The sequence below is a fragment of the Nocardioides sp. GXQ0305 genome (assembly GCF_050880345.1).
Lineage (GTDB): Bacteria > Actinomycetota > Actinomycetes > Propionibacteriales > Nocardioidaceae > Nocardioides.
This window is the reverse complement of the sequence record NZ_JBNYXG010000003.1, coordinates 270778-297660: the sequence shown is the minus strand read 5'-3', so window position 1 is coordinate 297660 and position 26883 is coordinate 270778. Positions and strand designations below refer to the sequence as shown.

Here is a 26883-nt window from a genome sequence, read left to right as displayed (position 1 = left end):
GAGACCATGCCCGCTCGCACGCCGCTCACCCGGCCCCGGATCCAGGCGACCGCCCTCGGCCTCGCCGACGAGCGCGGCCTCGGCGGCCTGTCGATGCGTGCGCTGGCGAGCGAGCTGGGCGTCGAGGCGATGTCGCTCTACCACCACGTCCCCGGCAAGGAGGCGCTGCTCGACGGCCTCGTCGACGCGGTGTTCGCGGAGTTCCACCTGCCCGCCGTCGGTGGTGAGTGGACCGGGGAGATGCGGGCGCGCTCCCACTCGGCGCGCGAGGCGATGAAGCGCCACCCGTGGGCGATCGGGCTGATGGACTCCCGCCGGACGCCGGGACCCGAGACGCTGCGCCACCACGACGCGTTGCTCGGGTGCCTGCGCGCCGCCGGGTTCTCGCTGCCGCTCACCGGTCACGCCGTCGCGCTGCTCGACGCGCACCTCTACGGCTTCGTGGTGCAGGAGGTGAGCCTACCGTTCCAGGGCGGCGACGAGCTCGCGGAGCTCGGGTCGGAGATCCTCGGCGCCCTGCCCGACGACGAGCTCCGGCACTTCCGGGAGTTCGCGGTCGGTCACGCGCTGGTGCCGGGCTACGACTTCGGCGCCGAGTTCGACTGGGGGCTCGACCTGGTCATCGACGGGCTCGCCGCGCGGCTGGCGGCGGAGGTCGCGCGATGACCGCGCGTCCGTACGTCGGCGTGGCCGGCCCGAGCGGAGACCCGGACGAGCTCGTGCTGCGCGACGCGGAGGAGGTCGGCCGGCTGCTCGCCGAGGCCGGAGCCGTGGTGGTGACCGGCGGCGGCACCGGCGTGATGGAGGCGGCGTCGCGCGGGGCGGCGACCGCGGGCGGCACGGTCCTCGGGCTGCTGCCGGGCGACGACCGTCGCGAGGCCAACGCCCACGTGACGGTGGCGGTGCCGACCGGGCTCGGCGAGGTGCGCAACGCGCTGCTGGTCCGTTCGGTCGACGTGCTCGTCGCCGTCGGCGGCAGCTGGGGCACCCTCAGCGAGGTCGCGCTCGCCTGCCGGACCGGGGTCCCGGTCGTCGCGCTGCGCGGCTGGGACCTCCCCGCCGCGGGGGGCCCGGTGGTCGTCGCCGACCCCGCCGCGGCCGTGGCGCACGCCCTCGCCAGCCTCGGAGGTTGAGGTGCGAGGCGCGCCAGCGCCGAGCCTCGAAACCCCGGGACTGCCGGCACAGGCCCCGCGGGGGGTCTGCTGTCGTCGCACGGGGTTTCGACGCGCCGCCACGCCTTCGCATCGCTGTGACCTGGCCCGCTGAGCGACCCAGGTCGAACCTGCACCGCTGAGCGACCCAGGTCCCAGTGCGGGGCCGGGGGGGTCGGTCAGGCGTCGTGAATCGGCTGCTTGGGCAGCTTCTTGACCCGGTGCCGGCGCTTGCGGCGCTCCGGGATCATCGAGCGCATCTCCTCGAGGTTGCCGAAGCACAGCAGCCGGTCCTCGGCCTCCAGCGGGGTGCTGGCGCGCGGGTTCGGGATCACGTGGGTGCCGCGGTGGAGGGTCAGCACGGTGATGTCGCGCTCGCGCAGGCCGGAGTCGCCGATCGACTTGCCGACCATGTCGGCGGCTCCGTGGACCAGCAGCTCGGCGACGCCGTACCCGGTCGAGACGCTGAGCCGTTGCCGGACGTCGATCTGGGGGAAGGCCACCTGGTGGTCGATGTGGTCGATGATCGCGCCGGCCACGTCGAGCCTGGTGGCGTTCTCGATCCCCTCGAGGCCCGGGGAGGAGTTCACCTCCATCACGAGCGGCCCGTCGTTCCCCTCGAGCAGGTCGACCCCGGCCACCTTCAGCCCCATGATCTGCGCCGAGCGCACCGCGGTCGCCTGGTAGTCCTCGTCGAGCTCGACCGGCTCGATGGTGCCGCCCCGGTGCACGTTGGACCGGAACTCGTCGCCCTGGGCGACCCGGCGCATCGCCGCGACCACCCGGTCGCCGACCACGAGCGCCCGGATGTCGCGCCCCCTGCTCTCCTTCACGAACCGCTGGATCAGCACGTTCTGCCGGGTGCTCTGCAGGGTCTCGATGATCGCCTCGGCCACCTTGAGCTCGGGAGCCAGGATCACGCCGATCCCCTGGGTGCCCTCGAGCAGCTTGATGACGACCGGTGCGCCGCCGACCCGCTCGATCGCCGGGATCACGTCGGCCCGGTCGCGCACGAACGTCGTCGCCGGCATCCCGATGTGGTGCCGGGACAGGATCTGGGTGGCCCGCAGCTTGTCGCGCGAGTTGTTGATCCCGGCAGCGGTGTTCGGCGTGTAGACGTCCATCTGCTCGAACTGGCGCACCACCGCCGTGCCGAAGTAGGTGATCGAGTTGCCGATCCGCGGCAGGATCGCGTCGTAGTCCGAGAGCGGCTTGCCGCGGAACTGCAGGTCCGGCTCCTTGCCGGAGAGGTCGATCCCGAACCGCAGCGTGTCGAGCACCTTCACCGTGTGGCCGCGGTCGAGGGCCGCCGTCCGGAGTCGCTGGGTGCTGTAGGCGCGGAGGGCCCGAGAGAGGATCGCGAGCTTCATGTCTCTTCCTGCAAGGATGGCGGGATGGCTGAGCCTGGCACTGGGACAGATGCTGACTCCCCATCCAACACCATCGCCGGCTGGCGGGAGTGGGTCAGCCTTCCCGGCCTCGGGGTCGGCTGGATCAAGGCCAAGTGCGACACCGGCGCCCGCACCTCGGCCATCCACGCCTTCGACCTCGAGGCGTTCGAGCGCGACGGAGGACCGTGGGTCCGCTACTCGGTGCACCCCTGGCAGGACTCCGACGACGACGCCGTGGCCTGCGAGAGCGCGGTGGTCGCACAGCGCGAGGTGCGCAGCTCCTCGGGCCACGTCGAGGAGCGCTACGTCGTCTCGCTCGACCTCAGCATGGTCGGCCGCGAGGTCAACGCCGAGGTGTCGCTGAGCCGTCGCGACGAGATGGGCTTCCGGATGCTGATCGGCCGGGAGGCGCTGCGGCAGGGGTTCCTGGTCGACCCCGGGCGCTCCTACCTCGGTGGCCGCCCGAAGCGGTCGGTGCGACGCCAGAACCGGGGCCGGTAGTGGCCCGGGAGTCCTTCGGCATCGGCAACGTCAGGGTCCGGGCCGGGGCGTCACGGAACCTGGAGCTCCCGATCACCCGCCTCGTCACGGGCGCCGACGTGAGCCTGCCGGTGCGGGTGATCCACGGCCGGGAGGGCGGGCCCACGGTGTGGGTCGACGCCGCGGTCCACGGCGACGAGGTGGTCGGCGTCGAGGTGATCCGCCAGGTCATGGCGGGCCTCGACCCGCGCGCGTTCCGCGGCACCCTGATCGCGGTCCCGATCGTCAACGTGCTCGGGTTCATGAACGGCGACCGCTACCTGCCCGACCGGCGCGACCTCAACCGCTCCTTCCCCGGTTCCGCCCGCGGCTCGCTCGCCAGTCGGATCGCCCACCTGTTCATGCAGGAGGTCGTGGCCAAGTGCGAGGTCGGGATCGACCTGCACACCGGCTCGGACCGACGCTCCAACCTGCCCCAGGTCCGGGCCGACCTCGATGACGAGCGCACCCGCGGCCTCGCGGTGGCGTTCGCCGCTCCCGTCATGCTGCACGCCCGGGTCCGCGACGGCTCGCTGCGCCACGCCGCCCGCGAGCGAGGTGCGACGGTGCTGCTCTACGAGGCCGGGGAGAACCTGCGGTTCGACGACGACGCCATCGACGCCGGCGTCGCGGGCGTACGCCGGGTGCTCGCCGCCCTCGGGATGACCGACCCGCTCGACGAGCCCGCACCCGAGCCGTCCGTCGAGTGCCGCACCAGCGGCTGGGTGCGTGCCCGGCGTACCGGCATCCTCGACCTCGACGTCCGGCTCGGCCAGCGGGTCACGGACGGCGAGCGGCTCGGCGCGCTGGTCGACTCCTTCGGCAAGACCCTGCGCCTGGTCCACGCCAACCGCGACGGCATCGTGATCGGCCGCACCGAGGCGCCGCTGGTCAACTCCGGCGACGCGATCGTCCACATCGCGAGCTAGCGCACGTCGCCCACCAGGTTCAGTGAGCTGCGGGTCCACCGAGCTCCTGGAAGAGGGTCAGCTGGATCCCGGCCGGGGCGGAGAGCCGGGAGTTGCGCGAGTTCCACGGCGTGAGCGTGGGCGGCGCGATGCTCCCCGCACCGCCGGCGAGGGCCACCTCGGTCGCCGCCTCGCAGTCGTCGACCTCGAGGGCCACGCGGAAGTGCGGCGCGACCCGCCGGCCGACCTCCACCCGGTCGATCATCTCGACTTGCGGGGTGTTCGACAGCTCCAGGGTGGCGCGCCCGGCGTCGAGGATCATCACCTGCGCACCACCCTCGGCGTCGTACGCCTCCGACACCGGCAGCCCCAGCACGTCGCGGAAGAACCCGACCGCCTCCTCGTAGTCCTCCGCGTGCACGACGAGACGGAGCTGGGAGACGCGGGGCCGGCTGTCGTTCATCCGGTCAGCCTGCCACGGCGGCAGACCCGGCGGGGCTGGCGAGCCGGAACCGATCGCGCCACCATGGGCGGGTGCGCAGCACGGTCAGGCAGCGCGTGGCGGCTGCCCGGCGGCGGGCCCTGGTCGGCCGCCACGAGGAGGTCGGGCTGGCTCGGGAGGCCTTGGACGACGGCGGATGCGTCGTCGTGCACGTGCACGGTCCCGGAGGGGTCGGCAAGACCACCCTGCTGCACGCGGTCGAGGACCAGGCGCTCGACCGCGACCGGCCCGTCCGGTGGGTGGACGCCGGCGACCTGCCCCCGACCCGCGCCGACCTGCTCACCGCCGTCGCCGGCGGCCCCGACCTGGCAGCCCTCGACTCCCTCCTGCCCGGCACCGTCGTGCTCCTGGACCGCACCGAGCGCCTCGGCCCGCTGGAGGCCTGGTGGTGGCACACCGTCGTCCCCGCCCTGCCCGACGACTGCCTCGTGGTGACCGGGAGCCGACGACCGCCCCCGCGCGAGGTCCGGGAGCCCGGGTGGCGCGACCTGGTCCGGGTGCTGCCGCTGCGCAACCTGCCGCCGGCCGACTCCGCCCGGCTGCTGCGCGACCGCGGGGTCCCGGACGACGTGGACGTCACCGACCTCGTCCGCGCCACGCACGGGCACCCGCTGGCCCTGGTGATCGCCGCGGACGAGTACGTCGAGCGCGACGGCGCCGGCCTCGCCACGGCTGAGCCGTCGGTGCTGGTCGACCACCCCGACGCCGCGGCCCGGCTGCTCGGCAGCTTCGTGGACGACGTGGCCGGGCCGCTGCAGCGGCGCGCGCTGCACGTGACCGGCCACGCCCGCCGGGTCGACCGGGCGCTGCTGATGGCGGTCCTCGAGGTGGACGAGCCGACCGCCGACGACCTGCTCGAGTGGTTGCGTGGCCGGCCGTACGCCGAGAGCCACGCCGACGGGCTGTCCGTGCACGACGTGGTGCGCGACGCGCTCGACCGCGACCTGCGCTGGCGGGACCGCGAGGCGTTCGCCGTCCTGCACCGACAGATCCGGGACGTCGCCCTGGACCGGATGGCGCACAGCCAGGGACGGGACCACGCGCAGGCGGCGGCGGACCTGCTGTTCCTGCATCGGGGCAACCCGGACGCCGAGGACCTCTACGGCTTCGAGGACCTGCTGGCGCTGACCAACCGGCGCGCGGAACCGGGCGATCGCGAGCAGGTCGTCGCTGCGATGGCGGTGGCCGACGGCGCCGAGCGTGCCGCCGCCGTGGCGCTCTGGTTCGACGCACACCCCTCCTTCTTCCACGTGGTCGAGGACGCGGTCGGGACGGTGGCGGGGGTGGTCGCCGAGATCCGGCTGGACCTCGCCACGGAGGTCGCCGACCCGCTCGTCGCGCAGGTGCGGGTCGAGCTGGACCGGCGCCGACCCCCGGAGGCGGGCGAGCCGGTCCTCGTCAACGTCGTCGCCGACGGCCGGACGCCCGAGCGCCTGGGCGGGTTCTCCGACCAGGTGGCCGCGATCTCGTTGCGGGAGTGGACCCTCCCCGGGCTGGGCTGGGTGGTGGTCACCTCCACCCGCGTCCCGACCTGGACCCCGATCTGGGAGTACATCGGGTTCGAGCCGCTGGGCGAGCTCCCGCTCGCCGACGGGCAGGCGCTCGGCATCTGGGGTCGCGACTTCGCCCGCAGCGACTACGCCGCCTGGCTCGACGCGCTGGCGCTGCGCGAGCTCGACCGCGACGGCACGGCACCGCCACCGGTCGCCTCCCCCGTGGCGCTGGCCCGGGAGGACTTCGACGCCGCCGTGCGCGAGGCGCTGAAGGCGTACGGCCGCCCGGAGCAGCTGCGTGCGAGCCCGTTGCTCACCTCCCGGCTCGCCCGACCGGCCGACGGCCAGGACCCTGTCGTCCGGCTGCGGCAGGTGCTCCGGGCCGCGGTCGACGCCGTCGGTGCCCAGGCGCGCGGAGAGGCTGCGGCGGGCGCGGTGGACCGCACCTACCTGCGCCCGGCCGCCACCCAGGAGCTCGCCGCGGAGGTGCTCGGGCTCCCGTTCGGGACCTACCGGCGCCACCTGCGTGCCGGGGTGGAGCGCATGACCGCCCTCCTGTGGGACTGGGAGCTGCACGGCGCGCCGGACACCGACGCGCAGGAAGTGGACAGCAACTGATCTGGCGAACGGACACCCGTCGGGGACACGGTGCGGGGCACATCACCCGACGAGGAGGTCGCCATGTCCACCAGCCCCAGCCCGGAGCCCCGCTACGACCGGGTGGTCGTCGCCGGCGGCAGCGTGGCCGGCCTGCTCGCCGCGGCGGCGCTCGCGCCGCTGGCGCGCGAGGTCGTCGTGCTCGAGCGGGACGACCTCGCGACGCCCGCCCACCCGCGGCCCGGCACTCCACAGGCCGCTCACTCCCACGGCCTGCTGGCCTCGGGCCGGCTTGCCGTCGAGAAGCTGCTGCCCGGGTTCACCGACGAGCTGCTGGCCGGCGGCGCGATCAGCCGCGGTGACATCGGCGCCAACGGCCGCTGGTGGATCGGCGGCGGCCTGGTGACCGACACCGAGGTCGGGGCCGACGGGGTGGCGACCTCACGCCGGCTGGTCGAGGAGACCGTACGCCGACGGGTCCGGGCCCTGCCCCGCGTGGTGCTGCGCGACCGCTGCGAGGTGCAGTCGCTGCTCGCCGGCGACGAGCACACGCGGGTCGTCGGGGTGCGGGTGCTCAGCCGACCGTCCGAGGGCACCGCGACCACCACCGGGCTCGCGGCCGACCTGGTGGTCGACGCCACCGGGCGCTCGGCCCGCAGCGTCCGCTGGCTGGCCGACCAGGGATGGCCGCAGCCGGAGGCGGAACGGGTGCGGGTGGGCGTCCGGTACGCCACGACCCACGTCGAGCGCCGCCCCGGTGACCTCGACGGCCGCTACGTCTCGGTCTCGGCGGCGGTGCCGCCGGTGCCGCGCGTCGGGGTGGCGATCGCGCAGGAGGACGGCACCTGGACGGTGTCGGTGTGCGGCTACGGCGAGGAGCAGCCGCCGGTGGACGCGGACGGGTTCCGTCGCTTCGCGGCCGGCGTGGTCTCCCCCGACCTCGCCAGGCTGCTGGCCGACCGGGACCTGCTGCACCCCCCGGCGACGTACCGCTTTCCCGACTGCCGACGCCGCCGGTTCGAGCGGGTGCGGCTCCCCCTCGGGCTCGCCGCCGTCGGCGACGCGGTGGCCAGCTTCGACCCCACGTTCGGCCAGGGCATGAGCGTCGCCGCTCTCCAGGCGGTCCGGCTCGCCCGGCACGCGACGCGCGGCCTGGACGCGGTCCGGCGCCACTACCCCGCCGACGCCGCGGAGGCGGCCGACCGCGCCTGGACGATCGCCGTCGGTGCCGACCTCGCCCTGCCCGGGACCGAGGGTGAGCGCCCGCGCGGCCACCGCCTGGTGTCCCGCTACGTCGCGCGTGCGCAGCGGGTGGCGCACCACGACCCGGCGGTGGCCCGCACCCTGATGCGCGTCACCAACCTGCTCGACCCGCCGTCGGCGCTGATGGCGCCGGCGACGGCGTACCGGGTGCTCCTCCACGGCCGCGCACGGTCGCGGTCCCGCTCCGGGAGCACGACGGTGGTCGGCGCGTCCCGGTCGTGAGTCGCCGCGGTCACCGCAGGGTCCGACTGGTGAGCACCGGCAGTCCCGCGGTCGCGCAGACCGCAGCGGCCCCGAGCAGGACCGGCACGATGCCGAAGCGGGTGGCGGCCGCGCCGGCGGCGAGGGTGCCGAGCAGCAGCACGACCATCTGCACCACGATCAGCACCGACGAGAAGCGCGCCTGCATCTCCGCGGGGCTGCGGAGCAGGTAGAGCGGGAAGAGGTGGGTCGTGTACACCGTGGTCCCGACGCCCATCAGCAGCGCAGCTCCGTAGGCCGCGGGCGGGTGCGGCGCCACCGCGAGCCCCACGGCACCGGCGGCGGCGAGCACCGGCCCGACCACCAGGGGCGGCCGTGCCCGGTCGCGGGTGCCGAGCCTGGCCACCGCCAGGGAGAGGGCGAGCCCGCCGCCGATCCAGCAGGCCTCGATCACCCCGGCGTCGTGGGCCGCCCACCCCCGCTCGCGCACCAGCAGGGGCACCGCGAGCGCGAGCAGCGGGAGCAGCCCGCCCGCGACCAGGGCCACCGACCCGAGCAGCGGGACCATGCCCGGCGCCGCGCGCAGCGCCCGCAGCCCCGCCGCGAGGTCGTGCCGGGCCGTTCCGGACGCCGCCACCGGCTCCGCCTCGTACGGCGGCCGGACGACCCGCAGCACCACGAGCACCACGACGAACGTGACCAGGTCGACCACCAGCACCCCGCCCAGCGACAGCGCGACCACGACCACGGCGCCCAGCGGCGGTCCGACCAGTCGCGCCATCGAGAGCACCGACCCGGTCAGGGCCAGGGCGCGACCGACCGCGGCCTCCGGGAAGAAGAGCCGGGGCACCACGCTGCCGGCCGGTCCCTGGAACGCCGTCGCGACGCCCTGGGCGACCGACACCGCCACCAGCAGCGCGAGCATCGGCACCCCGGTGGCCAGCGCGAGCAGGAAGCCGGCGAGCACCCCCACCATCGCCGCGGTGGAGGCGACGAGGGTGCGGCGGACGCCCCAGCGGTCGGCGACGACGCCCCCGACCAGGGTCAGCGCGACCTCCGGCACCAGGCCGGCGACCAGCACCAGGGTGGCGGCGCCGGGGCCGAGGCCGGACGCGGTCCAGGCGAGGGCGAAGTAGAGCACCCCGTCGCCGACCGCCGACCCGGTCGCGGCACCGAGCCAGGCGACGAAGCCGGGCCGGAGCAGCCGGACGTCGGTCGCCGTCGCGGGTGCGCTCACACCGGTGGGTGCACGGGCATCAGCAGCACGTCGAGATGGCGCTGCTCGACCGGGGAGAGCCGCACCGGCCGGTCGGGTTCGCTCCACGACACCGTCACCGCGTCGCCGACGCACGCGTCGAGGGACCCGGCCAGCAGGTCGCGGGCCAGCCACAGCACCCGTGGGTCGCCCACGGTGACGCCGGCCAGCCGGGTGCGCGGCGCGTCGCCGTACCCACCGACGTCGGCGCCGTCTCCCGTCGCCGCCACCCGCACCGGCCCGTCGGCCACGAGGGAGACCGCGTCACGCAGCTCGCCGAGCGGCAGGGTGGTCCGCCCGGTGGGGGTCGGCGGCAGCACCAGCCGGTACGCCGGGAACCGGTCGGGGCCGAGGTCGAGCGTCGTGGCGCCGGAGTCGCCCTCGACCGTGAGCCGGTCCGCGGCCACCGTGACGCTCGCGGTGGCGTGGGGCGCCAGTGCCCCGGCCAGGGTCCCCAGCTCGCCGAGCGGCACGAACCCCCGGGCCTCGCCCGGCCGGGACTCGGCGACCGGCAACCGCCAGGACGCCATCCGGTAGCGGTCGGTCGCGACGACCGAGAGCCCGTCGTCCGCGACGTCCAGCAGGAACCCGCCGAGCGGGCCGGTGTCCTGGGCGGCCACGCGCGCGACCCGGCGCACCGCGGCGGCTGCCTCCGCGCCGTCCACGGTGACCGTGACGTCGCGTGCCGGCGTCTCGTCGAGCGCCGCCAGGACCTCCTCGGCCACCCGCGCCGCCTGTCGGGCCGAGTCGTGCGCGCCCTCGGCGTGGGACCGCAGCACCCGCGCGGCCTGCTCGGGCGACCCGGACAGCACGGCCCGCATCGCCTCGACCGACAGGCCGGCCTCGCGCATCCGGCGTACGAGCGTCGCCCGTCGCTCGAGGCCCGGCGTGTAGTAGCGGTAGCCGGTCTGCGGGTCGACCTCGGCCGGAGGGAGCAACCCGGCCTCGTCGTAGTAGCGCAGGGTGCTGGGCGCAAGGTCGACCGCGCGGGCGAAGGCGCTGATCGTCAGCAGCGGCTCGGTGGTCACGCCGGTGAGTCTCGACCCTCAGGCCGCTCGAAGGTCAAGCGTCCGGGGACACGGGGTCACCCACCCGGATCGCGCCGGACTCGAGCACCCGGAACACCGTGCCTGCTCGGCGGCGGAGCGCCTCCTGCGCGCCGGGGCCGAGGGTGTCGTCGAGCAGCTTGCAGGGCGCGGCGACCCGGACCACCTCGAGCAGCGCCTCGCCGACCCGGAGCCGGGTGCCGGGAGCGGTCGGTACGTCGAGGCCGTCGACGGTGACGTTGCGGCGGGTCAGCTCCCACGGCACCGGACGCCCCAGCCGGTCGGCCGCGTCGGCGAGGGCCGCCGCACCCTGCAGGGACACGTGCCGGTGCCTCGTGCCGTGGTAGCGGTCGCCGACCAGGCCACGCCCCGCCTCGGCGTCGGCCTCCGCGACGGCGCGCATGGGCAGGCGCCGCCCCTTCGCGACGTGCACGGCCACGACGCGCCCGGTCTCGCTCATGCCGCCAGCATGCCGAGCCCGAGAAGGGGGAAACCGCGGATCGGGCGTGCTCGGTCTGCCGGGGTGGTTTCGAGACGGTTGCTGCGCAACCTCCTCAACCACCGGGGGAGCCGTGCTGCGCAACCTCCTCAACCACCGGGGCGGTCAACCACCGCAGATGACCGGCAGAGGGTGTGGGGAACGCGGGGTGCCGGTGGTTGAGGAGGGCCGTCAAGGCCCGTCTCGAAACCACCCGTGGCGGAGGAGTCGTCCCCGGGGTGACGCCGCGGATGGGCACCTTCGACCGCGATTCCGCGCCACGGCAAGGACCCGGCGGAGCAGGAGTGCCCGGTGTCGGGGAGGGGTCGGGCCGGGGTGGTTTCGAGACGGTTGCTGCGCAACCTCCTCAACCACCGGCGGAGCCGTGCTGCGCAACCTCCTCAACCACCGGACTGTGCGCCGCCGGACGACGGTCTCCATGGGCGCGCGCTGCGTCCGGGCGCAGACGGTGGTTGAGGAGGGCGCTCTGCGCCCGTCTCGAAACCACCCTGTGCACGAGGTGGAGCCGTGGGCCCCAGACCTCGGGCACGGTCCCCCGGTTGGTCCGGCTACGGCAGCGGTCCCAGCGCGGTGCGCAGCGCCGGGTCGCGGCCGGCGAGAACGTCGCCGGCGGTGACCGGGACCGGGACGTCGGGCTGGATCGTGAGCCGCGGGTCGCCGGGCCGGCTGATCTCCCAGTAGCGGGTGCTGACGCCGACCTCGAGCGGCACCGGCATCGCGTCCAGCCGCACCGGCGTCACGTCGTCCCAGAAGTTGAGCCCGCCGCCCATCGGCTCGCCGACGAACACCGGGTCGACCGCCCGCTCGAGCTCGGTGGCGAGGTTGCTGGCGGCGGAGAAGGTCACCCGGTCGGTCAGCACCACGACCTCGGACCGCGGGTGCGTCCCGGCGAAGTCGGCCACCGCCGCCACCATCGCGGGGTTGTTGGTGTTGTCGCCGCCGGGGTTCTGCCGGAGGTCGACCACCAGCCGCTCGACGTCGGGACGGCGGAGCCGGCGCAGGAGGGCGGCGTCCGGCGTCTCCTGCACCTCGGTCAGCCGGAGGTAGAGGACCCGGCCCAGCCACTCGGTGCGCTGGACGTCGCCGAGCCGGCTCAGGTAGCCGACGTCGGGCCGCTGCGGCAGCCGGAACCCGCCGAACCGGCCCGCCCACGCCTCGTGCTCGGCCTCCCCGACCGGCTCCAGGTCGCGCTCGCGGACGCCGGAGCGGGTCGCCACCGACAGCGTGACCGCGCCGTCGTCGGCGACGCCGAGGCCCCGCAGCACCTGGGTCCGCAGCAGCAGCATCGGCCGGAACAGCGGCACCGTCGCCGGTCCGTCGCGTGGGACCAGCGGCTCGGCCAGCGCGAGCAGCCGGTCCACCGGCACCCCGTCGACCGACCGGACCTGGGCACCCACCAGGTCGTCGTACGGCGGCATCGCGGCCGTGACCACGAGCCCGCCGTCCAGCTCGTACCAGCGCAGCGGCAGGAACTCGCCGGCCCGGCCCTCCTGCGGCAGCGCGAACTGGTGTCCGTCGCGGCCCTCACGGCTGAGCAGCGCGACCAGCCGCATCGACTCGACGACGGCCTGGTCGTCGTCCAGCTCGGGGAGCCGGTCCTGGAGTCCGCGCAGCTCGGTGACGAACTCCTCCCGGCTGACGCCGTGGAACGGCTCGGGGTGGATCGCCTCCAGCTCCTGGAGCAGGAAGTCGAGGTCGGCCGCGGCCGACCGGGACCCGGCGGCGGGGTCGTCGGGCGTGGGCTGCGGACTGCCGGCACACCCCGCCAGCAGCACGGTCACGGCCACCAGGGCCGCTGCGGTCCGCATGGCTCCGGAAGATACTACGTTATCGTAGTAGTGTCGACGCGTGCCCGCTCCCACCCGCCCTCCGATCAAGGGCACCTCGCTGCTCTTCGACGTCTTCGTCCTCGCCCAGGCGGTCCAGGACATGCTGGCGCGCGGCATGGTCGACAGCCCGCTGACGCCGGGCGAGTACGCCCTCTACAGCCACGTCGGCGAAGCCGGACCGTGCACCCCGACGGCCATCGCGCACGACCTGCACGTGCCGGCGACGACCGTGAGCGTGTGGGTGCGCACCATGTCCGAGCGAGGGCACGTCGTCCGGGAGCGCAGCGAGGCCGACGGGCGGTCCTACGAGATCGCGCTCAACGGCGCCGGGCTCGCAGCCCACGCCACGGCACGCGAGGCCTTCGACGTCGTGAACGCCCGGTTCCTGGCGCGGCTGACCCGGCCCGAGCCGGAGCTGCGCCAGGCCCTGGCCGCCGTGATCGCGGCGGCCGCAGGGTCCGGCGGGACACCCGGCGACTCCTGAGGACACCGTGCCGGGTGGCGCTTCCACCCACCAGCCCGGTTCCCCTACCCTCGCAACCGTCGTGGGAGGGAGATCGGTGCGGCGCGGGGTCCTGGTGCACGCTGCGTCGGTGCCCCCTGCGGTCTTCGAGCCGCTGGTGCCGTGGCTCACCGACGGCGAGCCGGTGCGGATCGCCCGGGCCCACGCGGACTGGACCCAGCCGGAGATGTGGACCTGGCTGCCGCTGCTGCGCCGTCACGGCATCTCGCTGCGGCACCACTTCCGGACCCGCGCGTCCCACGACCCCGCCCTGGTCGCGCTGACCGTCGACGCCCTGGACCTGGCCGCGACCGCGGAGGTCGACCACCTGGTCCTGGTGGGCGACGTCGGGGCGGCCACGCCCCTCGTGGAGCGGCTGCGGGAGCGGGCGGTGGGCGTCAGCGCCGCGGGACCGGCCAGCACCCCGCACGCCTTCCGCGCGGTCTGCACCGACTTCCTGGACCTCTCGACGCTGGCGACGGACGGCGACCACCCGGCCGCCGGGCGGCACCGGGCGACGTGAGGTCGCTCAGGCGAGGTCGACGACCGGCTCGAGGCCGAGGAAGGCGCCGTACCGGGCGGCAGCCTCCTCGACCTCCGGCCGCAGCTCGTCGGTCCACGACGGGTACGGCCGCAGCGTGAACCGGACCCGCGCGCCGTCCACGGTGCGCTTCATCCCGGCGACCAGCTGGCCGTCGACCAGCGCCATGCCGATCGCGGCCTCCCGGCCGCGCGGGACCACCCCGGCGGCGTCCAGCACCCAGCGCGACGCCGTCGCGTAGCCGCGGTAGGTCTCGTCGAGGATCTGCAGCAGGTGGGCCGCCGGCTGCTGCGGACCCGCGGGTGGCTCCTGCCCGGGCGCGTGCCAGAAGGTGCGGCCCTCGTGCTCGAAGGACTCGAGCCGGTCGCCGGCGGCCGCCAGGCCGGCGCGGGCGTCGGTGCGCGAGAGGGACGCCCAGTAGACGAGGTCCTCGACGGTGACCGGTCCGTGACCGCAGGCGTAGCGCAGGGCCAGCTCGGACAGCGCCTCGGCACGGTCGAGCCGGCGTGGCGCCGCCACCCGCTCGGCCACGAGCGCGTAGCTGTGGCCGCCCGCCACCCGCGGGCCGCTGCAGACGAGCGCGTGCAGCTCGAGGTGGCCCATCAGCAGCATCAGCTCCATGCCGCCGACGTCCTCCCCGGCGTCGGCGAGCAGCTCGGCAACCTGCTGCCGGGTCAGGTGGGTGCCGGCGAGCGCGTCGAGCACCAGGCCCGACAGCCGGTCCAGGGCTGCGTCGTCGTACGTCGTGCGCAGCTGCTGGTCGATCGGTCGTCGCGCCCCCGCAGCCGTCACCTCCACCAGCCACACCAGGTCGTCGGCGGTCACGTAGTGCCACGTCGAGCGCAGCACGTGGGTCCGGAACACCCGACCGTCGTCGAGCGCGGCGCCGAGGTCCTCGGCGTCCGGCGTCGCCGTACGGGTGGCGACCGCCCACGCCGACTGGGACGGGTTCTCGGCCTGGACGCCCAGGAGTGACGCCACCACCTCGGTCGCGCTGGGCAGTCCCGGACCCACGAGGTGCTGGCTCCGCACCCGCCAGCGGGCCAGGTCGACGTCGGTCACCATGCCCCCGGACGGTAGTCCACGGGGTTGTGGCTGCAGAGTCGCTCCGCGGGCCGACCACCGGCCCGTCGACGACCGGGTCAGCCGCCGGAGTGGTCGCGCAGGAGGCTCTCGAACGGCGGCGGCTCGGGGAGGTCGGTGCCCGAGCGTCGCTGCCGGGCGGCCAGGTCGGGTCCGAAGCCGGCGACCCGGTCACCGCCGACCAGCGCGGCCGCGAGCTCGGAGGCCGCCCGCTGGATCCGCTCCTCGAGCCGGGCGTCGCCGAAGTCCTCGGTGGCGGCGAACACGCCGGTCGGGACGACCACCGCGCGCAGGTGGCTGAACAGCGGACGCATCGCGTGCTCGAGCACCAGGGAGTGCCGGGGCGTGCCCGCGGTCGCCCCGACCAGCACCGGCATGCCGTTCACCGCGTCGGGGTCGAGGGTGTCGACGAACATCTTGAACAGCCCGCTGTAGCTCGCCGTGAACACCGGCGACACCGCGATCATCCCGTCGGACGCCGACACCAGGTCGTGGGCGCGGGCCAGCCGCGGCGTGGGCACTCCGCCGCTCGTGGTGGCGGTCGCGAGGTCGTGGGCGAGCTCACGGAGCTCGACGACCTCGACGGCGACGTCCTCGCCCCGCGCCGACACCTGCGCCCGTACGGCGTCGGCCAGCTGGTCGGCGAGCAGCCTCGTCGAGGACGGCTCGGACAGCCCGGCGCTGAGGACGACCAGCTGCCGGGTCACCGGGTGCTCCCGGCGGCGGCACCGGTCTCGGCCGGACGGGCCGGCGTCACCAGGCGGTGCGAGGACTCGGGACCGGCCGCGACCAGGGAGGCGTGGGTGGGCGGGTCGCTGGGGACGTGGGCCGGCCGGCGCCGGTCGAACTCCTCGCGCAGCACCGGAACCACCTCGCGGCCGAGGATCTCCAGCTGCTCGAGGACGACGTCGGTCGGCAGGCCGGCGTGGTCGACGAGGAACAGCTGGCGCTGGTAGTCGCCGACGTAGTCGGCGAAGCCGAGGGTCCGCTCGATGACCTGCTCGGGGGTCCCGACGGTCAGCGGCGTCAGCTCGGAGAAGTCCTCGAGCGACGGGCCGTGCCCGTAGACGGGCGCGTTGTCGAAGTACGGACGGAAGAACCGCTTGGCCTCGGCCTCGGTCTCGGCCATGAACACCTGCCCGCCCAGGCCCACGATCGCCTGGTCGGCGGCGCCGTGCCCGTAGTGCTCGAACCGGCGGCGGTAGAGCTCCACCATCTGCTGGGTGTGCTCCTTGTTCCAGAAGATGTGGTTGTGGAAGAACCCGTCGCCGTAGTAGGCCGCCTGCTCGGCGATCTCGGGCGAACGGATCGAGCCGTGCCACACGAAGGGCGGGACGCCGTCGAGCGGCGCCGGGGTGGCGGTGAAGCCCTGCAGCGGGGTGCGGAACTGGCCCTCCCAGTTCACGACCGGCTCGCGCCAGAGCCGCCGGAGGAGGTGGTAGTTCTCGACCGCGAGGGAGATGCCGTTGCGGATGTCCTGCCCGAACCAGGGGTAGACCGGGCCGGTGTTGCCGCGACCCATCATCAGGTCGACCCGGCCGCCGGACAGGTGCTGCAGCATCGAGTAGTCCTCGGCGATCTTCACCGGGTCGTTGGTGGTGATCAGCGTCGTCGAGGTCGAGAGGATCAGCCGCTCGGTCTGCGCGGCGAGGTAGCCGAGGTGGGTGGTGGGGCTGCTCGGCACGAACGGCGGGTTGTGGTGCTCCCCGGTCGCGAAGACCTCGAGCCCGACCTCCTCGGCCTTGAGCGCGACCTTGGTCATCGACTCGATCCGCTCGTGCTCGCTCGGCGCACGGCCGGTCGTCGGGTCCGGGGTCACGTCCCCGACGCTGAAGACACCGAACTGCATGGTCGCCCCTTCCGGTCCGACTGGTTGAACGTTGCACCAGTCCGAACGTGTCGAGGGCTCCTAGCATTCCCGATGGACGGGGTCTGCCTCTACAGCGTGTCGCCGAGGGGTGCGAGCACCTTCTTCCTGTCGTCGTAGGCGATGGTCAGCAGGTCCATCATCGTGAACCGGTCCGGCGCGCCCTTGCCGAGCGTGGGGCGCCAGTCGGGGTTGCGGACGATGGAGTTGCGGGAGCCCTCCATGGCGCGGTGGAAGGTCTCCACGACGATCCGGGCCCCGACGCCGGTGAGCTTGCCCTTGTTGAGCTCGGCCTCGCGCAGGACGTAGAACCACAGCGGGGTGTCGGCGGCGAACCGGTCCTTCTCGGCGGCGGTGAGCTCGCCGAGGTCCGCCCCGTCGCCGGGGCCGAGGATCTGCCGCTTGGTCAGGGTGGTGACCGGGACGCCCTTCTGGCGCAGCAGCCTGGCCATGTCCTGCCCGCTGGCCAGCTTCAGCATCCTGGCCCGTACCAGGTTGCGGAACGCGAGGTCCGCGGCCATCCGGCCGAAGCCGGCGCGCTTGCCGCCGAACGCCCCGTCGGGGAGGTTGTGCAGGTCGGGGGCGAGGAAGGTGTCGATCCGCCGGGCCAGGTTGAACTGCCCCGCCGGCGGCTTCAGGTCCTCGCGGCCGATCTTGGCGAACCGGTAGAGCCGGCGCCAGTCGGCGATCCAGTTGCTCGGCAACGCCTGCGAACCGCCGCCGAGGAAGCCGGAGGTCCCGGAGAAGTCGAACAGGAAGAACAGGAAGCCCTGACCGCTGGGGAAGGCCGCGTTCCAGTCGTACCGGTCCCGGATCATCGAGTGCCCCATCCGGAACGCCGCCACCGAGAACTCCACCGGCATCGTGGGCAGCTGCATCGGGTCCGCGCCCACCTCGAACACCTTGCGGCCGTTCCTGAACACGTCGTTGACGACCTTGTCGTCGCAGATCTTCGGGAGGTAGTCGGTGCGCAGCATCCACTGGTAGTGCAGGGTCACCAGCCGCCGGGCGCGCCGGAACCGCTGGTTGACCGGTACGCCGCTCGGCAGCCCGTCGACGACCCGGTTGTGGAACCGGATGAAGGCGAGGTGGGTCTGGGCGACCGCGAGGTTCTCGTCGTTGCGGAAGTCGGGGATCAGCGCCCGCCGCGGAGGGTCGTCGATGTCGCTGCCCCTGCGGGCCAGGTCGTACTCCGGGTGCGCGACCAGCACCCCCGACCCGACCTTCACGGTCCGCCCCGTCCTCAGGTGCCGGTCGTCCTTGTAGAACTCCGCCGACGCCGGGTCGGCCGGTCCCGCGCCGTACAGGCTGTCCAGGTCCAGCGCCGGCGACCGGCCCTGCTCCAGGGCGGCCGGTGAGATCGAGTCGCCCAGCGCCACGGTGGTCTCGTCGAAGGTCAGGTCGTGGTCGACGAACTGACCCAGGTAGGTGTAGCCCGCCGGGATGGTGCCGTTGCCGCCGGCGTCCTGCGACGTCATCGCCTTGGCGACCTTGCGCAGCAGCCCCTCGGGCAGCGTCTTGCCCCGCGGCCCCATCCGCGAGAACCGGAACTCCGCCGCCGCCGCCGCGGCCTGCGCCCGCTCCGGCGCGTCGTCCACCGGTGCGGTCCGGGGTGCGGTCTCCGGATCGCCGAACAGCCCCTCACCCACGATGAAGAAGTGCTCCCGCGAGTGCCGGGACGGGTGGCTCCTGCTGGTGCTGTCGTCGGGCATGACGACTCCTTCCGAGTGGACCCGGAAGAGCGGCCGTCGGCCGACCTCCCTCCCCAGTGGGTCAGCGACTCCGGGCAGCGTATCGCCGCGCGAGGCGACGCAGGTACGGCGAAACTGCCGATCCCCCGGCCGTTTCGGGTGAGTCCCCCGGACGGCGGCCCCCGCCTCTCCGGCGCGCTCGGTGATAACCGTCGCTTATGTCTCGATCGGCAGATTGCGGGTTCCGCCGAGAACTGCGGGTGTGATTGCCTGCACAGGCCCGTCCCCCGGCTCTCGAGGAGCTCCCGTGATCGTCCTCCACGCAGCGATCGCCATCCTGGCCGTCGTCCTGCTCATCATCGTGCTCGGTGTCGACCCGGTGATCTCCCTGGTCATCGGCTCGCTCTACCTCGGGCTGGCGGGCGGCCTGGGCTTCGAGGGCACCCTCACCGCGATCGTCGAGGGCTTCGGCGGGATCATGGCCGAGGTCGGCCTGCTGATCGGCTTCGGCGTGCTGATGGGGTCGCTCCTGTTCGCGATGCAGGCCCTGCAACGGCTGGTCGCGCTGCTGCTGCGGGTGCTCGGCGCCACCCGGCTGCCGTACGCGATGGCCGCGGTGATGACCTCCCTGTTCCCGTCGATCTACGTCGACGTCCAGCTCGTGCTCGGCTCGCCCCTGGCCCGCTCGGCAGCGCCGCAGCTGGGTCGCAACGGCCTCGGCATGATGGGCGGTGCGCTGACCGCCGGGATCCTGGTCGGCTACGTCTTCGTGATCCCGGGCCTCGGAACCATCTCGATCGCCGGCCTGCTCGACATCCCGCTGGCCACGATGCTGCTCTACGGACTGCCGATCGGCATCGTCACGGCGCTGCTCACCGTCCTGGTCTACGGCCTGCTCCTCGCGCGCGGCTTCTGGAACCCGGACACGGACGAGCACGCCTCCGAGGCGCTCCTGGAGGAGGAGGCGCTGGCCGAGCAGCGAGCGGAGGAGATGGACGGCGACGACGCCCGCTCGGTGCCGTCCCTGTTCGTCTCCCTGCTGCCGGTGCTGGTCCCGCTGGTCATGATCGCGTTCGGCGCCATCGCGGAGGCCGCGGGATTCTCGAACGACGTCATCGCCTTCCTCGGCAACCCGGTGCTGGCCCTGTTCCTCGGCCTGCTGGGGGCCTACGTCCTCGCCAGGCGCACGCTGGGCCGGGGCGCGACGGACGAGTCGCTCAGCAAGGGCTTCGACACGACCGGCCAGATCCTGCTGGTCACCGGCGTGGGCGGCTCGCTCGGCGCCGTCATCGGTGAGACCGCCCTCGCCGACGTCCTGGGCGGCCTGTTCTCCGCGGACGCCGGGCTGCCGGTGTTCCTCATCATCCTGCTCGCGTGGCTGGTGGCGGCCGTGCTGCACCTCGCCATCGGCTCGATCTCGGTGGCGGCCATCGCCGCCTCGGGCATCATCAGCCCGATCCTGGGGGAGCTCGACGTGGCGCCGGTCATCGTCGGCCTCGCCATCGGGGCCGGCGCGCTGTTCGCGCTGCAGGTCAACAGCAACTTCTTCTGGATGTTCCAGTCGCTGCTGGGGGTCTCGACGAGCGGTGCGCTCAAGGCACTCACGTTCGTGACCGCCCTGGCGTCGGTCGTCGCGCTGCCGCTGATCATGGCGCTGAGCCTGGTCGTCTGAGGCGGGAGGGGACGTGCGACCACTGGAGGGCACGACGGTCGTCTCGCTGGAGCAGGCGATCGCCGCGCCGTACGCCAGTCGGCACCTGGCCGACCTGGGCGCCCGGGTGATCAAGCTCGAGCGGCCGGGCGTCGGCGACTTCGCCCGCGGCTACGACACCCGTGTCGCGGGACTGAGCTCGCACTTCGTGTGGACCAACCGCAGCAAGGAGTCGCTGACCCTCGACATCAAGGACCCGCGCGGGCTCGACGTCGCCCGGCGGCTGCTGTCGTCGGCCGACGTGTTCCTCCAGAACCTGGCCCCGGGGGCCACCGCGCGGGCGGGGCTGGGGGCCGCCGAGCTGCAGCACGCCAACCCGCGCCTGGTGGTGTGCGACATCAGCGGGTACGGGATCGGTGGCCCGTACGAGTCGATGAAGGCCTACGACCTGATGGTGCAGGCGGAGGCCGGGCTGCTATCGGTGACCGGTACGCCCGAGGAGGTCGCCAAGGTCGGCATCTCGGTCTCCGACATCGCCGCCGGGATGTACGCCTACAGCTCGATCCTCGCCGCGCTGCTCGAGCGCGGCCGGACAGGACGCGGGGCGCACCTCGACGTGTCCATGCTGGAGGCGACCGTCGAGTGGATGGGCTTCCCGCTCTACTACGCGTACGACGGCGCGGAGCCGCCGCCGCGGGCCGGCGCCGCGCACGCCACGATCTACCCCTACGGCCCGTGGACCGCCGGGGACGGCGTCGTGGTGATGATGGCGATCCAGAACGAGCGGGAGTGGCAGCGGTTCTGCGACCGGTTCCTCGGCGACGCGTCCCTGGCGACGCGTGAGGAGTACGCCTCCAACTCCGCCCGGAACCACCACCGCGAGCAGCTGGGCGCGGTGATCGCTGCCCGGTTCGCCCGGCTGACTGGTGAGGAGGCGACCCGGATGCTCGCCGAGGTCCCGGTGGCGCACGCCCGGGTGAGCACGATGGCCGAGGTGTGGGACCACCCGCAGCTGGCCGCACGCGGTCGCTGGCACCGCGTCGCCACGCCGGCGGGCGAGGTGCCGTCGCTCGCACCGCCCGGACCCGTCACCGGGGCGCCGCGGATGGACCCGGTCCCGGAGCTGGGTCAGCACACCCGGACCATCCTCTCCGAGCTGGGGTACGCCGAGGCCGAGGTGGACGCACTGGCCGCCGACGGCGTGGTGTGAGCAGGATCGGGTCGTGGACATCCTGCAGCTGCGCTACCTGCTGGCCGTCGTCGACGCCGGCAGCCTCTCGCAGGCGGCGGCGATGCTGCGGGTGTCGCAGCCGGCGCTGAGCCAACGGATGACCCAGCTCGAGCGGGAGCTGGACGTCCGGCTGCTGGAGCGGGGGCCGCGCGGCGTCCGGCCCACCCGTGCGGGGCTGGACTTCTCCCGCGACGCCCGCCGCCTGGTCCGGCAGTTCGACCACCTCGCCGCGTCGGCGGCCGACCGGCAGGAGGTGCGCGGGCTGGTCGCCGTGGGCATCCCCTCCGGCGCCGCGGTCCACCTCGCGGCGCCGTTGCTGTCGTGGACGAGGGAGCACTGCCCCGGGGTGCGGCTGGAGCTGTTCGAGTCGATGAGCGGGTACGTCGAGGAGCTGTTCGGCCAGGGGCGGATGGACCTCGCCGTGGTCTACCTCGACGGCTCGGCCGGCCGTCCGGCCGACGGGCACCAGGACGTGCCGCTCTACGCCGAGGACCTCTACCTGGTCGGCGCGCCACCCGTCCGCCCGCCGTCCGACGACCGGATCGCGCTCCGGGACCTCGACGGCGTACCCATCGTCGCGCCGGGCACCCGGAGCAGCCTGCGTGCGCTGATCGAGCGGGCGCTGCGGGAGGAGCGCGTGACGCCGACGGTGGTCGCGGACGTCGAGTCGCTCGGGACGATGGTCCGGGTCGCCGAGCGCGGTGAGGCCTGCGCGATCCTGCCGCTGTCGTCGACGAGCGGGGCCGACCCCGCTCTGCCGACGCGGCTCCTCGAGCCGCGACTGACGCGGCACGCCGTGGTCCGCACCGCACCCGCGACCTCGGCGCCACGCGACGCCGTGGACGCCGTGCGCGGCGGCATCGTCGCCGTGACCCGGCAGCTGGCCGAGGACGGCTGCTGGCCCGGGATCCGGCCCGAGGGAGACCCGGCGTGAAGGCCCCCTCGACGTTGCTGTTCGTGCCCGGCGACCGTCCCGACCGCTTCGACAAGGCCGTGGCCTCCGGCGCCGACCTGGTGGTCCTCGACCTCGAGGACGCGGTCGCGCCCGACCTGAAGGACCCGGCCCGCGGGCACGTCGTCGAGTGGCTGTCGTCCGGCGGGCGCGCCGCGGTCCGGGTCAACGCGGTCGACGACCCGGCGCATCGCGCCGACGTCGGGGCGCTCGCTCCCTTCGCGGTGCCCGTCATGGTCCCCAAGGCCGAGCACCCGGCCTCCCTCGCGACGCTGGCCGGGGGACTGCACGACGACAGCCGGCTGCTCGCCCTGGTCGAGACCGCCTCGGGCGTGCTCGCGGCGCCGGCGCTGGCAACCGCGACCGGCGTCGACCGACTGGTCCTCGGCACCTACGACCTCGCGTCCCAGCTGGGTGTCTCGCCCGACGACCGGGAGGCGATGGCGGGCGCCCGGCAGGCCGTGGTGCTCGCCTCCGCTGCCGCCGGGCTGGCGCCTCCGGTCGACGGGGTGACCGGCGACGTCGCCGACGACGAGCGGCTCCGCGACGACCTGGCGTACGCCGTCCGGATGGGGTTCGGCGGCAAGCTCTGCGTGCACCCCCGCCAGGTGCCGCCGAGCCGGGAGGCCTTCCGGCCGTCGGCCGAGGAGGTGGCGTGGGCCCGCCGGGTGGTCGAGGCGGCCGAGGGCGCCGGCGCGGTGCTGCTCGACGGCGCGATGGTCGACAAGCCGGTGGTCGACCGGGCCAGGCGGATCCTGGCGGCGGGTCAGACCCAGTAGGTGTCGTGCTGCAGCATGAACGCGGCTCGCTCGTCGTCGGTCATGGTGGCGCCGTGGCCGAGGGCGTTCAGCGTCTCGAAGTAGTCCTCGCGCGGCGCCCCGGGCGTGAACATGAGCAGCATCCGGGCGTGGTCCTTGCCCCGGAACCCGTGCAGCCCGCCCTCGGGCACGTGCAGGAAGTCGCCGGCCCGGGCGGCGACCCAGTCGTTGCCGTCGTAGAGCTGCACGGTCCCCTCGAGGACGTAGAAGGACTCCGTGATGGCGCGGTGGAAGTGGGGGTCCGGGCCCGACTCGGTCTCGCCGAACGACCAGCGGTACAGGCCGTAGAGTCCGCCGGTCTGGTCGCCGGTGGCGAGGTACTCGCAGGCACCGCCGTTCTTGTAGACCAGCTCGGCCTCGGTGCCGTCCGGGCGCAGCCAGGCCGAGACCTCGCCGCCCTCACCGGTGTAGACGTCGTCGGGGTAGGGCCGGTGCAGCGGGTTGGGGAACGACATGGTGTGGATCCTCCGTCATCGGGTGGGCGAACGTCGAGAGGCGGCCGGTTCGGGCGCGCTGGGACCTGCCCCGCTGGGCGACCCAGGTCCGACCTGGCCCGCTGGGCGACCCAGGTCGGAGCGGCGGCGGGCCCATCGCGTCCGGCCCCACGGCCTCCAGATCGACAGCACGAGCGCGACCGCGAGCGCGGTGAACGAGACCACCGGGGGGTAGAGCAGGTCCTGGCCGCCGCGCCCCACCGCCTCGCGCACCTCGGCCGCCGTACCGGCGAGCTCCGTGGGGAGGCCGAGCGCGCCCGGCAGCAGGGCCACGAAGACGAGCGTTGTCAGCACCAGGCCGATCACGAGCTTGGTGAGCACCCACGTCCACTCCGTCAGCCGCCACCTCGTGCCGAGCCCGAGGAGCACGCCCGTGCCGAGCATGGCGACGGCGAGCACGGGGACCACCACGGGGATGACCAGCCTGACGGCGGTGTACGACGCCGCCACAGTCGCCCCGCTGCCGGAGGTGAGCCCGGCCAGCACCAGGACCAGCAGGCCGAGGTCGAGCCCCATCCAGCCGACACCGCACAGCACGTGCAGCGCCAGGACCGCCCGGCGCCAGGAGCGCGACAGGGTGAAGGAGGATCCCGAGCTCATGCCCCGCACGCTAGGCGCGCGCCGACGGACGCGCATCGGGGTCGACCCCGGGCCGACCCCGACCTCACCCACCCAGCGCGGCCTCGAGGGCGGCACCCACCCGGTAGAGCCGCGCGTCCTCGCCGTGGGCGGTCATCAGCTGGACGCCGACCGGCAGGCCGTCGCCGAGGCCGGCCGGGACGGAAGCAGCCGGGATCCCGGCGAGGTTGGCCTCGACGGTCCACCAGTCGGTGCGGGGCCGGGCGAGCGGGTCGGCCATGCCGGGACGGCCGAGCAGCGGTGCGGTCAGCGGGACGGTCGGGCTGACCAGCACCGAGCACACCTTGAGGGCGGTCGCGACGTCGGCGCGGATCTCCTCACGCACGGCCAGCGCCTCGGCGTGCTCACGGGTCCCGGCCAGCGAGCGCCCGAGGCGCAACCGGCTGGCGGCCTCCTCGCCGAGCGGTCCCCGGGCGGCGTGCTCCTCGAGGACCGGTAGCGCCTCGACGCAGGTGACCGTCACGTAGACGTCGAGCAGGTCACCGAACCGCGGCACCGACACCGGCAGCACCGTGGCGCCGAGGCCGAGCAGCGCGAGCCGCGCCGCCTCGAACCGCTCCAGCACCTCCGGTGCGTTCCGGTGCCCGGACATCGGGACGACGACGCCGAGGGCCCGACCGCCCAGCGGCTCCCGCGCCCCTCTCTCAGCGGCTGCCACCAGCCCGTCGACCCCTGCGATCACCTCGTGGAGCAGGGCCGCCTCCGCGACGGTGCGGGCGATCGGCCCGACCCGGTCGAGGCTCGGCGCGAAGTCCACCACCCCGGACGTCGGCACCGAGCCGTGGGACGGCGCGACCCCCACGACACCGCACATCGCGGCCGGTTCCCGGATCGACCCTCCGGTGTCGGTGCCGACCGCGAGCACGCCGTACGCCGCCACGGCCGCCGCCGAGCCGCCCGACGACCCGCCGGCGGTGCGGGTCGGGTCGTAGGGGTTGCGCGTCGACCCCCACGAGGAGGTCTCGGTCGAGGCTCCCATCGCCAGCTCGTCGGTGTTCGTGGTCCCGGCGACCACCCCGCCCGCGGCCCGCACCCGGCGGACCACCTCGGCGTCCTCGGTGGCCGGGCCGAGGCCCCGACGGGTCGCGGAGCCGCACGCCCACGGAGCGCCGCGGACCGCGATGTTGTCCTTGACCGCGACGAGCCGGCCGGCCAGCGGCCCCTCGGCCTGCGGTCCGGCCGCCAGGGCGTCCTCGTCGACGTGCACGAACGCGTGGAGCTCGTGCTCCCGGGAGAGGAAGGGGACGGCCATCACCTGATCAGCCGGTCGCGAACCGGCCGAGCAGGCCTGCCGGCACCCCGTCCAGCCGCTCCGCGAACATCCGCTGGTAGGCCAGCTCCTCCCGGCTCCGCGGCGGCGGCAGCGACCCGACCCGCCGTTCGGCCCAGTCGGACTCCGGGACCAGCTCGGCGACGCGCTGCGCCATCACGTCGGCCGTGCCGCTGCCGTCGCCGAACTGCTCCTTGGGCCGCCAGAGCAGGTCGTGCGGGAGCCAGCCCTCGAAGGCCTCGCGCAGCAGGGCCTTCTCCTCGCCGTGCTCACCGGGGAGCAGCCACCCGATCGGCACCCGGGCCGCCAGGTTGACCACGTCGCGGTCCAGGAACGGCACCCGCGCCTCGAGCCCGAACGCCATCGTCACCCGGTCGCAGCGCTGCAGGTTGAGGTGGTGCAGGCCGGACACGTTGCGGACCAGCTCGGCCCGCAGGTCCGCCTCGTCGATGTCGCGGTAGTGGGCGTAGCCGGCGAACAGCTCGTCGGCGCCCTCCCCGGTCAGCACCACCTTCACGGTCCGCGCAGTCGTCTCGGAGAGCAGGTAGTTGGGGACCGCGCTCCGCACCAGCGACGGCTCGTAGGACTCGATGCTGCGCACCACCTCCGGCAGCACCGCCACCACCTCGTCGGCGTCGTAGACCCGTTCGTGGTGCTCGAGCCCGAGGTGGTCGGCGACCCGCTGCGCGGCCGCCAGGTCGCTCGACCCCACCGTCCCGGCCGCGAACGAGTGCACCGGCCCGTGGGCATCGTCGCGGTGGCGGGCCATGATCGCCGCGACCAGGCTGGAGTCGAGCCCGCCGGAGAGGAACACCCCGATCGGTACGTCGGCCATCATCCGGCGGCGTACGGCGAGCTCGAGCGTGTCGCGCAGCCGCGTCGCCGCGTCCACCCGGTCGGCCAGCTCGGCGCCGGCGACGTGCAGCTCCCGGAACCGGCGCAGGCCGGACGTCGGCGTCCAGCGGTGGCCGGGCGGGAACTCCTCCACGCGGTGCCGGTGCTCGGCGTCGAACGCCCGGATCTCCGAGGCGAACAGGGTCACCGGCCCGAGCCGCACCCAGTAGAGCGGCTTCACCCCGACGGGGTCACGGGCCACGACGAGGTCGCCGTCGTCGTGGGCGACGGCGAAGGCGTACATCCCGCGCAGCTCGCCGAGCGCATCCGGGTCGTCGCTGATCGCCGCCGCGAGCGCGGCCTCGGAGTCGGAGTCGGTGCGGAAGTCGCGCGGCGACACCTCCCGCAGCCGCTCGTGGTTGTAGATCTCGCCGTTGACCACCGCCCAGTGCCCGTCGCCGGACGGCAGCGGCTGGTCCCCGGCGTCGAGGTCGACGATGGAGAGCCGGACGTGGCCGAGCCAGGTCGGCCCGACCTCGCGGGTGCCGCGGCCGTCGGGCCCGCGGTGCGCGATCCGGTCCAGCATCCGCAGCCCGAGCGCGGGGTCCGGCCCCGCAGGGTCGTGGACCACCGCGATCCCGCACATGTCCGGAGTC

General features: G+C 74.4%; 26 protein-coding genes. 12 read left to right on the top strand and 14 right to left on the bottom strand.

All coding sequences use genetic code 11. The features are described from left to right. Nucleotides 1-6: 6 nt before the first annotated feature. The gene (locus tag ACQ1X7_RS10010) at nt 7-666 is read left to right on the top strand and encodes a TetR/AcrR family transcriptional regulator (RefSeq protein WP_432478036.1); all 660 of its coding nucleotides are present in this window, start codon (nt 7-9) and stop codon (nt 664-666) included. Next, nucleotides 663-1133 (top strand): TIGR00725 family protein, encoded by a 471-nt coding sequence (locus ACQ1X7_RS10005; RefSeq protein WP_432478035.1) that lies wholly within the window; start codon nt 663-665, stop codon nt 1131-1133. The genes ACQ1X7_RS10010 and ACQ1X7_RS10005 overlap by 4 nt, the downstream gene beginning before the upstream one ends. A gap of 197 nt (nt 1134-1330) precedes the next feature. On the opposite strand, the gene ACQ1X7_RS10000 is transcribed toward ACQ1X7_RS10005, so the two are convergent. Beyond that, on the bottom strand, nt 1331-2521 hold the full coding sequence (locus tag ACQ1X7_RS10000) for a RimK family alpha-L-glutamate ligase (RefSeq protein WP_432478034.1): 1191 nt from the start codon (nt 2519-2521) through the stop codon (nt 1331-1333). Between the two features lie 24 nt (nt 2522-2545). On the opposite strand from ACQ1X7_RS10000, the gene ACQ1X7_RS09995 reads away from it, so the two are divergent. Together ACQ1X7_RS09995 and ACQ1X7_RS09990 are read left to right on the top strand one after the other, a co-directional pair. Continuing rightward, nucleotides 2546-3043, top strand: coding sequence for an ATP-dependent zinc protease family protein (locus tag ACQ1X7_RS09995; protein WP_432478033.1), 498 nt, complete (start codon nt 2546-2548; stop codon nt 3041-3043). Beyond that, nucleotides 3043-3990 (top strand): succinylglutamate desuccinylase/aspartoacylase family protein, encoded by a 948-nt coding sequence (locus tag ACQ1X7_RS09990; RefSeq protein ID WP_432478032.1) that lies wholly within the window; start codon nt 3043-3045, stop codon nt 3988-3990. The genes ACQ1X7_RS09995 and ACQ1X7_RS09990 overlap by 1 nt, the downstream gene beginning before the upstream one ends. Before the next feature lie 19 nt (nt 3991-4009). Here ACQ1X7_RS09990 and ACQ1X7_RS09985 read toward each other — a convergent pair whose 3' ends face one another. Further along, nucleotides 4010-4432 (bottom strand): VOC family protein, encoded by a 423-nt coding sequence (locus ACQ1X7_RS09985; protein ID WP_432478031.1) that lies wholly within the window; start codon nt 4430-4432, stop codon nt 4010-4012. Between the two features lie 71 nt (nt 4433-4503). On the opposite strand from ACQ1X7_RS09985, the gene ACQ1X7_RS09980 reads away from it, so the two are divergent. Continuing rightward, nucleotides 4504-6582 carry a hypothetical protein gene (locus ACQ1X7_RS09980; RefSeq protein WP_432478030.1) on the top strand — a complete coding sequence of 693 codons (2079 nt, stop codon included), beginning with the start codon at nt 4504-4506 and terminating at the stop codon, nt 6580-6582. Nucleotides 6583-6645: 63 nt separating this feature from the next. After that, nucleotides 6646-8046 carry an NAD(P)/FAD-dependent oxidoreductase gene (locus ACQ1X7_RS09975; RefSeq protein WP_432478029.1) on the top strand — a complete coding sequence of 467 codons (1401 nt, stop codon included), beginning with the start codon at nt 6646-6648 and terminating at the stop codon, nt 8044-8046. 10 nt (nt 8047-8056) lie between these two features. On the opposite strand, the gene ACQ1X7_RS09970 is transcribed toward ACQ1X7_RS09975, so the two are convergent. The 4 genes from ACQ1X7_RS09970 to ACQ1X7_RS09955 form a co-directional block, all read right to left on the bottom strand. Beyond that, a complete protein-coding gene (locus tag ACQ1X7_RS09970; protein WP_432478028.1) occupies nt 8057-9262 on the bottom strand; it encodes an MFS transporter in 1206 nt (401 codons plus the stop codon). Then, nucleotides 9259-10308 (bottom strand): MerR family transcriptional regulator, encoded by a 1050-nt coding sequence (locus tag ACQ1X7_RS09965; protein WP_432478027.1) that lies wholly within the window; start codon nt 10306-10308, stop codon nt 9259-9261. Before ACQ1X7_RS09965 ends, ACQ1X7_RS09970 begins: the two co-directional genes overlap by 4 nt. Before the next feature lie 34 nt (nt 10309-10342). Continuing rightward, entirely contained in the window at nt 10343-10786 is a 444-nt protein-coding gene (locus tag ACQ1X7_RS09960) for an MOSC domain-containing protein (protein ID WP_432478026.1), read from the bottom strand. A gap of 587 nt (nt 10787-11373) precedes the next feature. After that, nucleotides 11374-12633 (bottom strand): hypothetical protein, encoded by a 1260-nt coding sequence (locus ACQ1X7_RS09955; protein WP_432478025.1) that lies wholly within the window; start codon nt 12631-12633, stop codon nt 11374-11376. Between the two features lie 40 nt (nt 12634-12673). On the opposite strand from ACQ1X7_RS09955, the gene ACQ1X7_RS09950 reads away from it, so the two are divergent. Then, a complete protein-coding gene (locus ACQ1X7_RS09950; protein WP_432478024.1) occupies nt 12674-13138 on the top strand; it encodes a MarR family winged helix-turn-helix transcriptional regulator in 465 nt (154 codons plus the stop codon). 109 nt (nt 13139-13247) lie between these two features. After that, a complete protein-coding gene (locus tag ACQ1X7_RS09945; protein WP_432478023.1) occupies nt 13248-13679 on the top strand; it encodes an NYN domain-containing protein in 432 nt (143 codons plus the stop codon). 6 nt (nt 13680-13685) lie between these two features. On the opposite strand, the gene ACQ1X7_RS09940 is transcribed toward ACQ1X7_RS09945, so the two are convergent. The 4 genes from ACQ1X7_RS09940 to ACQ1X7_RS09925 form a co-directional block, all read right to left on the bottom strand. Next, the gene (locus ACQ1X7_RS09940) at nt 13686-14762 is read right to left on the bottom strand and encodes a winged helix DNA-binding domain-containing protein (protein ID WP_432478022.1); all 1077 of its coding nucleotides are present in this window, start codon (nt 14760-14762) and stop codon (nt 13686-13688) included. 77 nt (nt 14763-14839) lie between these two features. Further along, nucleotides 14840-15487: an FMN reductase gene (locus ACQ1X7_RS09935; protein WP_432478021.1), complete on the bottom strand. Its 648-nt coding sequence runs from the start codon at nt 15485-15487 to the stop codon at nt 14840-14842. Continuing rightward, nucleotides 15484-16629: an LLM class flavin-dependent oxidoreductase gene (locus ACQ1X7_RS09930; protein WP_432478020.1), complete on the bottom strand. Its 1146-nt coding sequence runs from the start codon at nt 16627-16629 to the stop codon at nt 15484-15486. Before ACQ1X7_RS09930 ends, ACQ1X7_RS09935 begins: the two co-directional genes overlap by 4 nt. Before the next feature lie 89 nt (nt 16630-16718). Further along, a complete protein-coding gene (locus ACQ1X7_RS09925) occupies nt 16719-18359 on the bottom strand; it encodes a peroxidase family protein (RefSeq protein WP_432478019.1) in 1641 nt (546 codons plus the stop codon). Nucleotides 18360-18645: 286 nt separating this feature from the next. Here ACQ1X7_RS09925 and ACQ1X7_RS09920 point away from each other — a divergent pair, with 286 nt between their 5' ends. Genes ACQ1X7_RS09920 through ACQ1X7_RS09905 form a run of 4 tightly spaced genes read left to right on the top strand, consistent with a single transcriptional unit; the run spans nt 18646 to nt 22951 of the window. Next, nucleotides 18646-20010: a GntP family permease gene (locus ACQ1X7_RS09920; RefSeq protein WP_432478018.1), complete on the top strand. Its 1365-nt coding sequence runs from the start codon at nt 18646-18648 to the stop codon at nt 20008-20010. Between the two features lie 13 nt (nt 20011-20023). Beyond that, nucleotides 20024-21199 carry a CaiB/BaiF CoA transferase family protein gene (locus tag ACQ1X7_RS09915; protein ID WP_432478017.1) on the top strand — a complete coding sequence of 392 codons (1176 nt, stop codon included), beginning with the start codon at nt 20024-20026 and terminating at the stop codon, nt 21197-21199. A gap of 13 nt (nt 21200-21212) precedes the next feature. Continuing rightward, nucleotides 21213-22154, top strand: a complete 942-nt coding sequence (locus ACQ1X7_RS09910; RefSeq protein WP_432478016.1) for a LysR substrate-binding domain-containing protein — start codon at nt 21213-21215, stop codon at nt 22152-22154. Continuing rightward, a complete protein-coding gene (locus ACQ1X7_RS09905) occupies nt 22151-22951 on the top strand; it encodes an HpcH/HpaI aldolase/citrate lyase family protein (protein ID WP_432478015.1) in 801 nt (266 codons plus the stop codon). The genes ACQ1X7_RS09910 and ACQ1X7_RS09905 overlap by 4 nt, the downstream gene beginning before the upstream one ends. Here ACQ1X7_RS09905 and ACQ1X7_RS09900 read toward each other — a convergent pair. The 4 genes from ACQ1X7_RS09900 to asnB all read right to left on the bottom strand — a co-directional run bounded on the left by ACQ1X7_RS09900 (nt 22939) and on the right by asnB (nt 26873). Beyond that, complete coding sequence (locus ACQ1X7_RS09900; RefSeq protein ID WP_432478014.1) at nt 22939-23445, bottom strand: cupin domain-containing protein; 507 nt, start codon at nt 23443-23445, stop codon at nt 22939-22941. The two genes, ACQ1X7_RS09905 and ACQ1X7_RS09900, sit on opposite strands and share 13 nt — an antisense overlap. A 15-nt stretch (nt 23446-23460) precedes the next feature. Further along, nucleotides 23461-24084, bottom strand: coding sequence for a hypothetical protein (locus tag ACQ1X7_RS09895; RefSeq protein ID WP_432478013.1), 624 nt, complete (start codon nt 24082-24084; stop codon nt 23461-23463). A gap of 64 nt (nt 24085-24148) precedes the next feature. After that, entirely contained in the window at nt 24149-25375 is a 1227-nt protein-coding gene (locus ACQ1X7_RS09890) for an amidase (RefSeq protein WP_432478012.1), read from the bottom strand. 7 nt (nt 25376-25382) lie between these two features. Beyond that, nucleotides 25383-26873: an asparagine synthase (glutamine-hydrolyzing) gene (asnB, locus tag ACQ1X7_RS09885; RefSeq protein WP_432478011.1), complete on the bottom strand. Its 1491-nt coding sequence runs from the start codon at nt 26871-26873 to the stop codon at nt 25383-25385. Between the last annotated feature and the right edge of the window lie 10 nt (nt 26874-26883).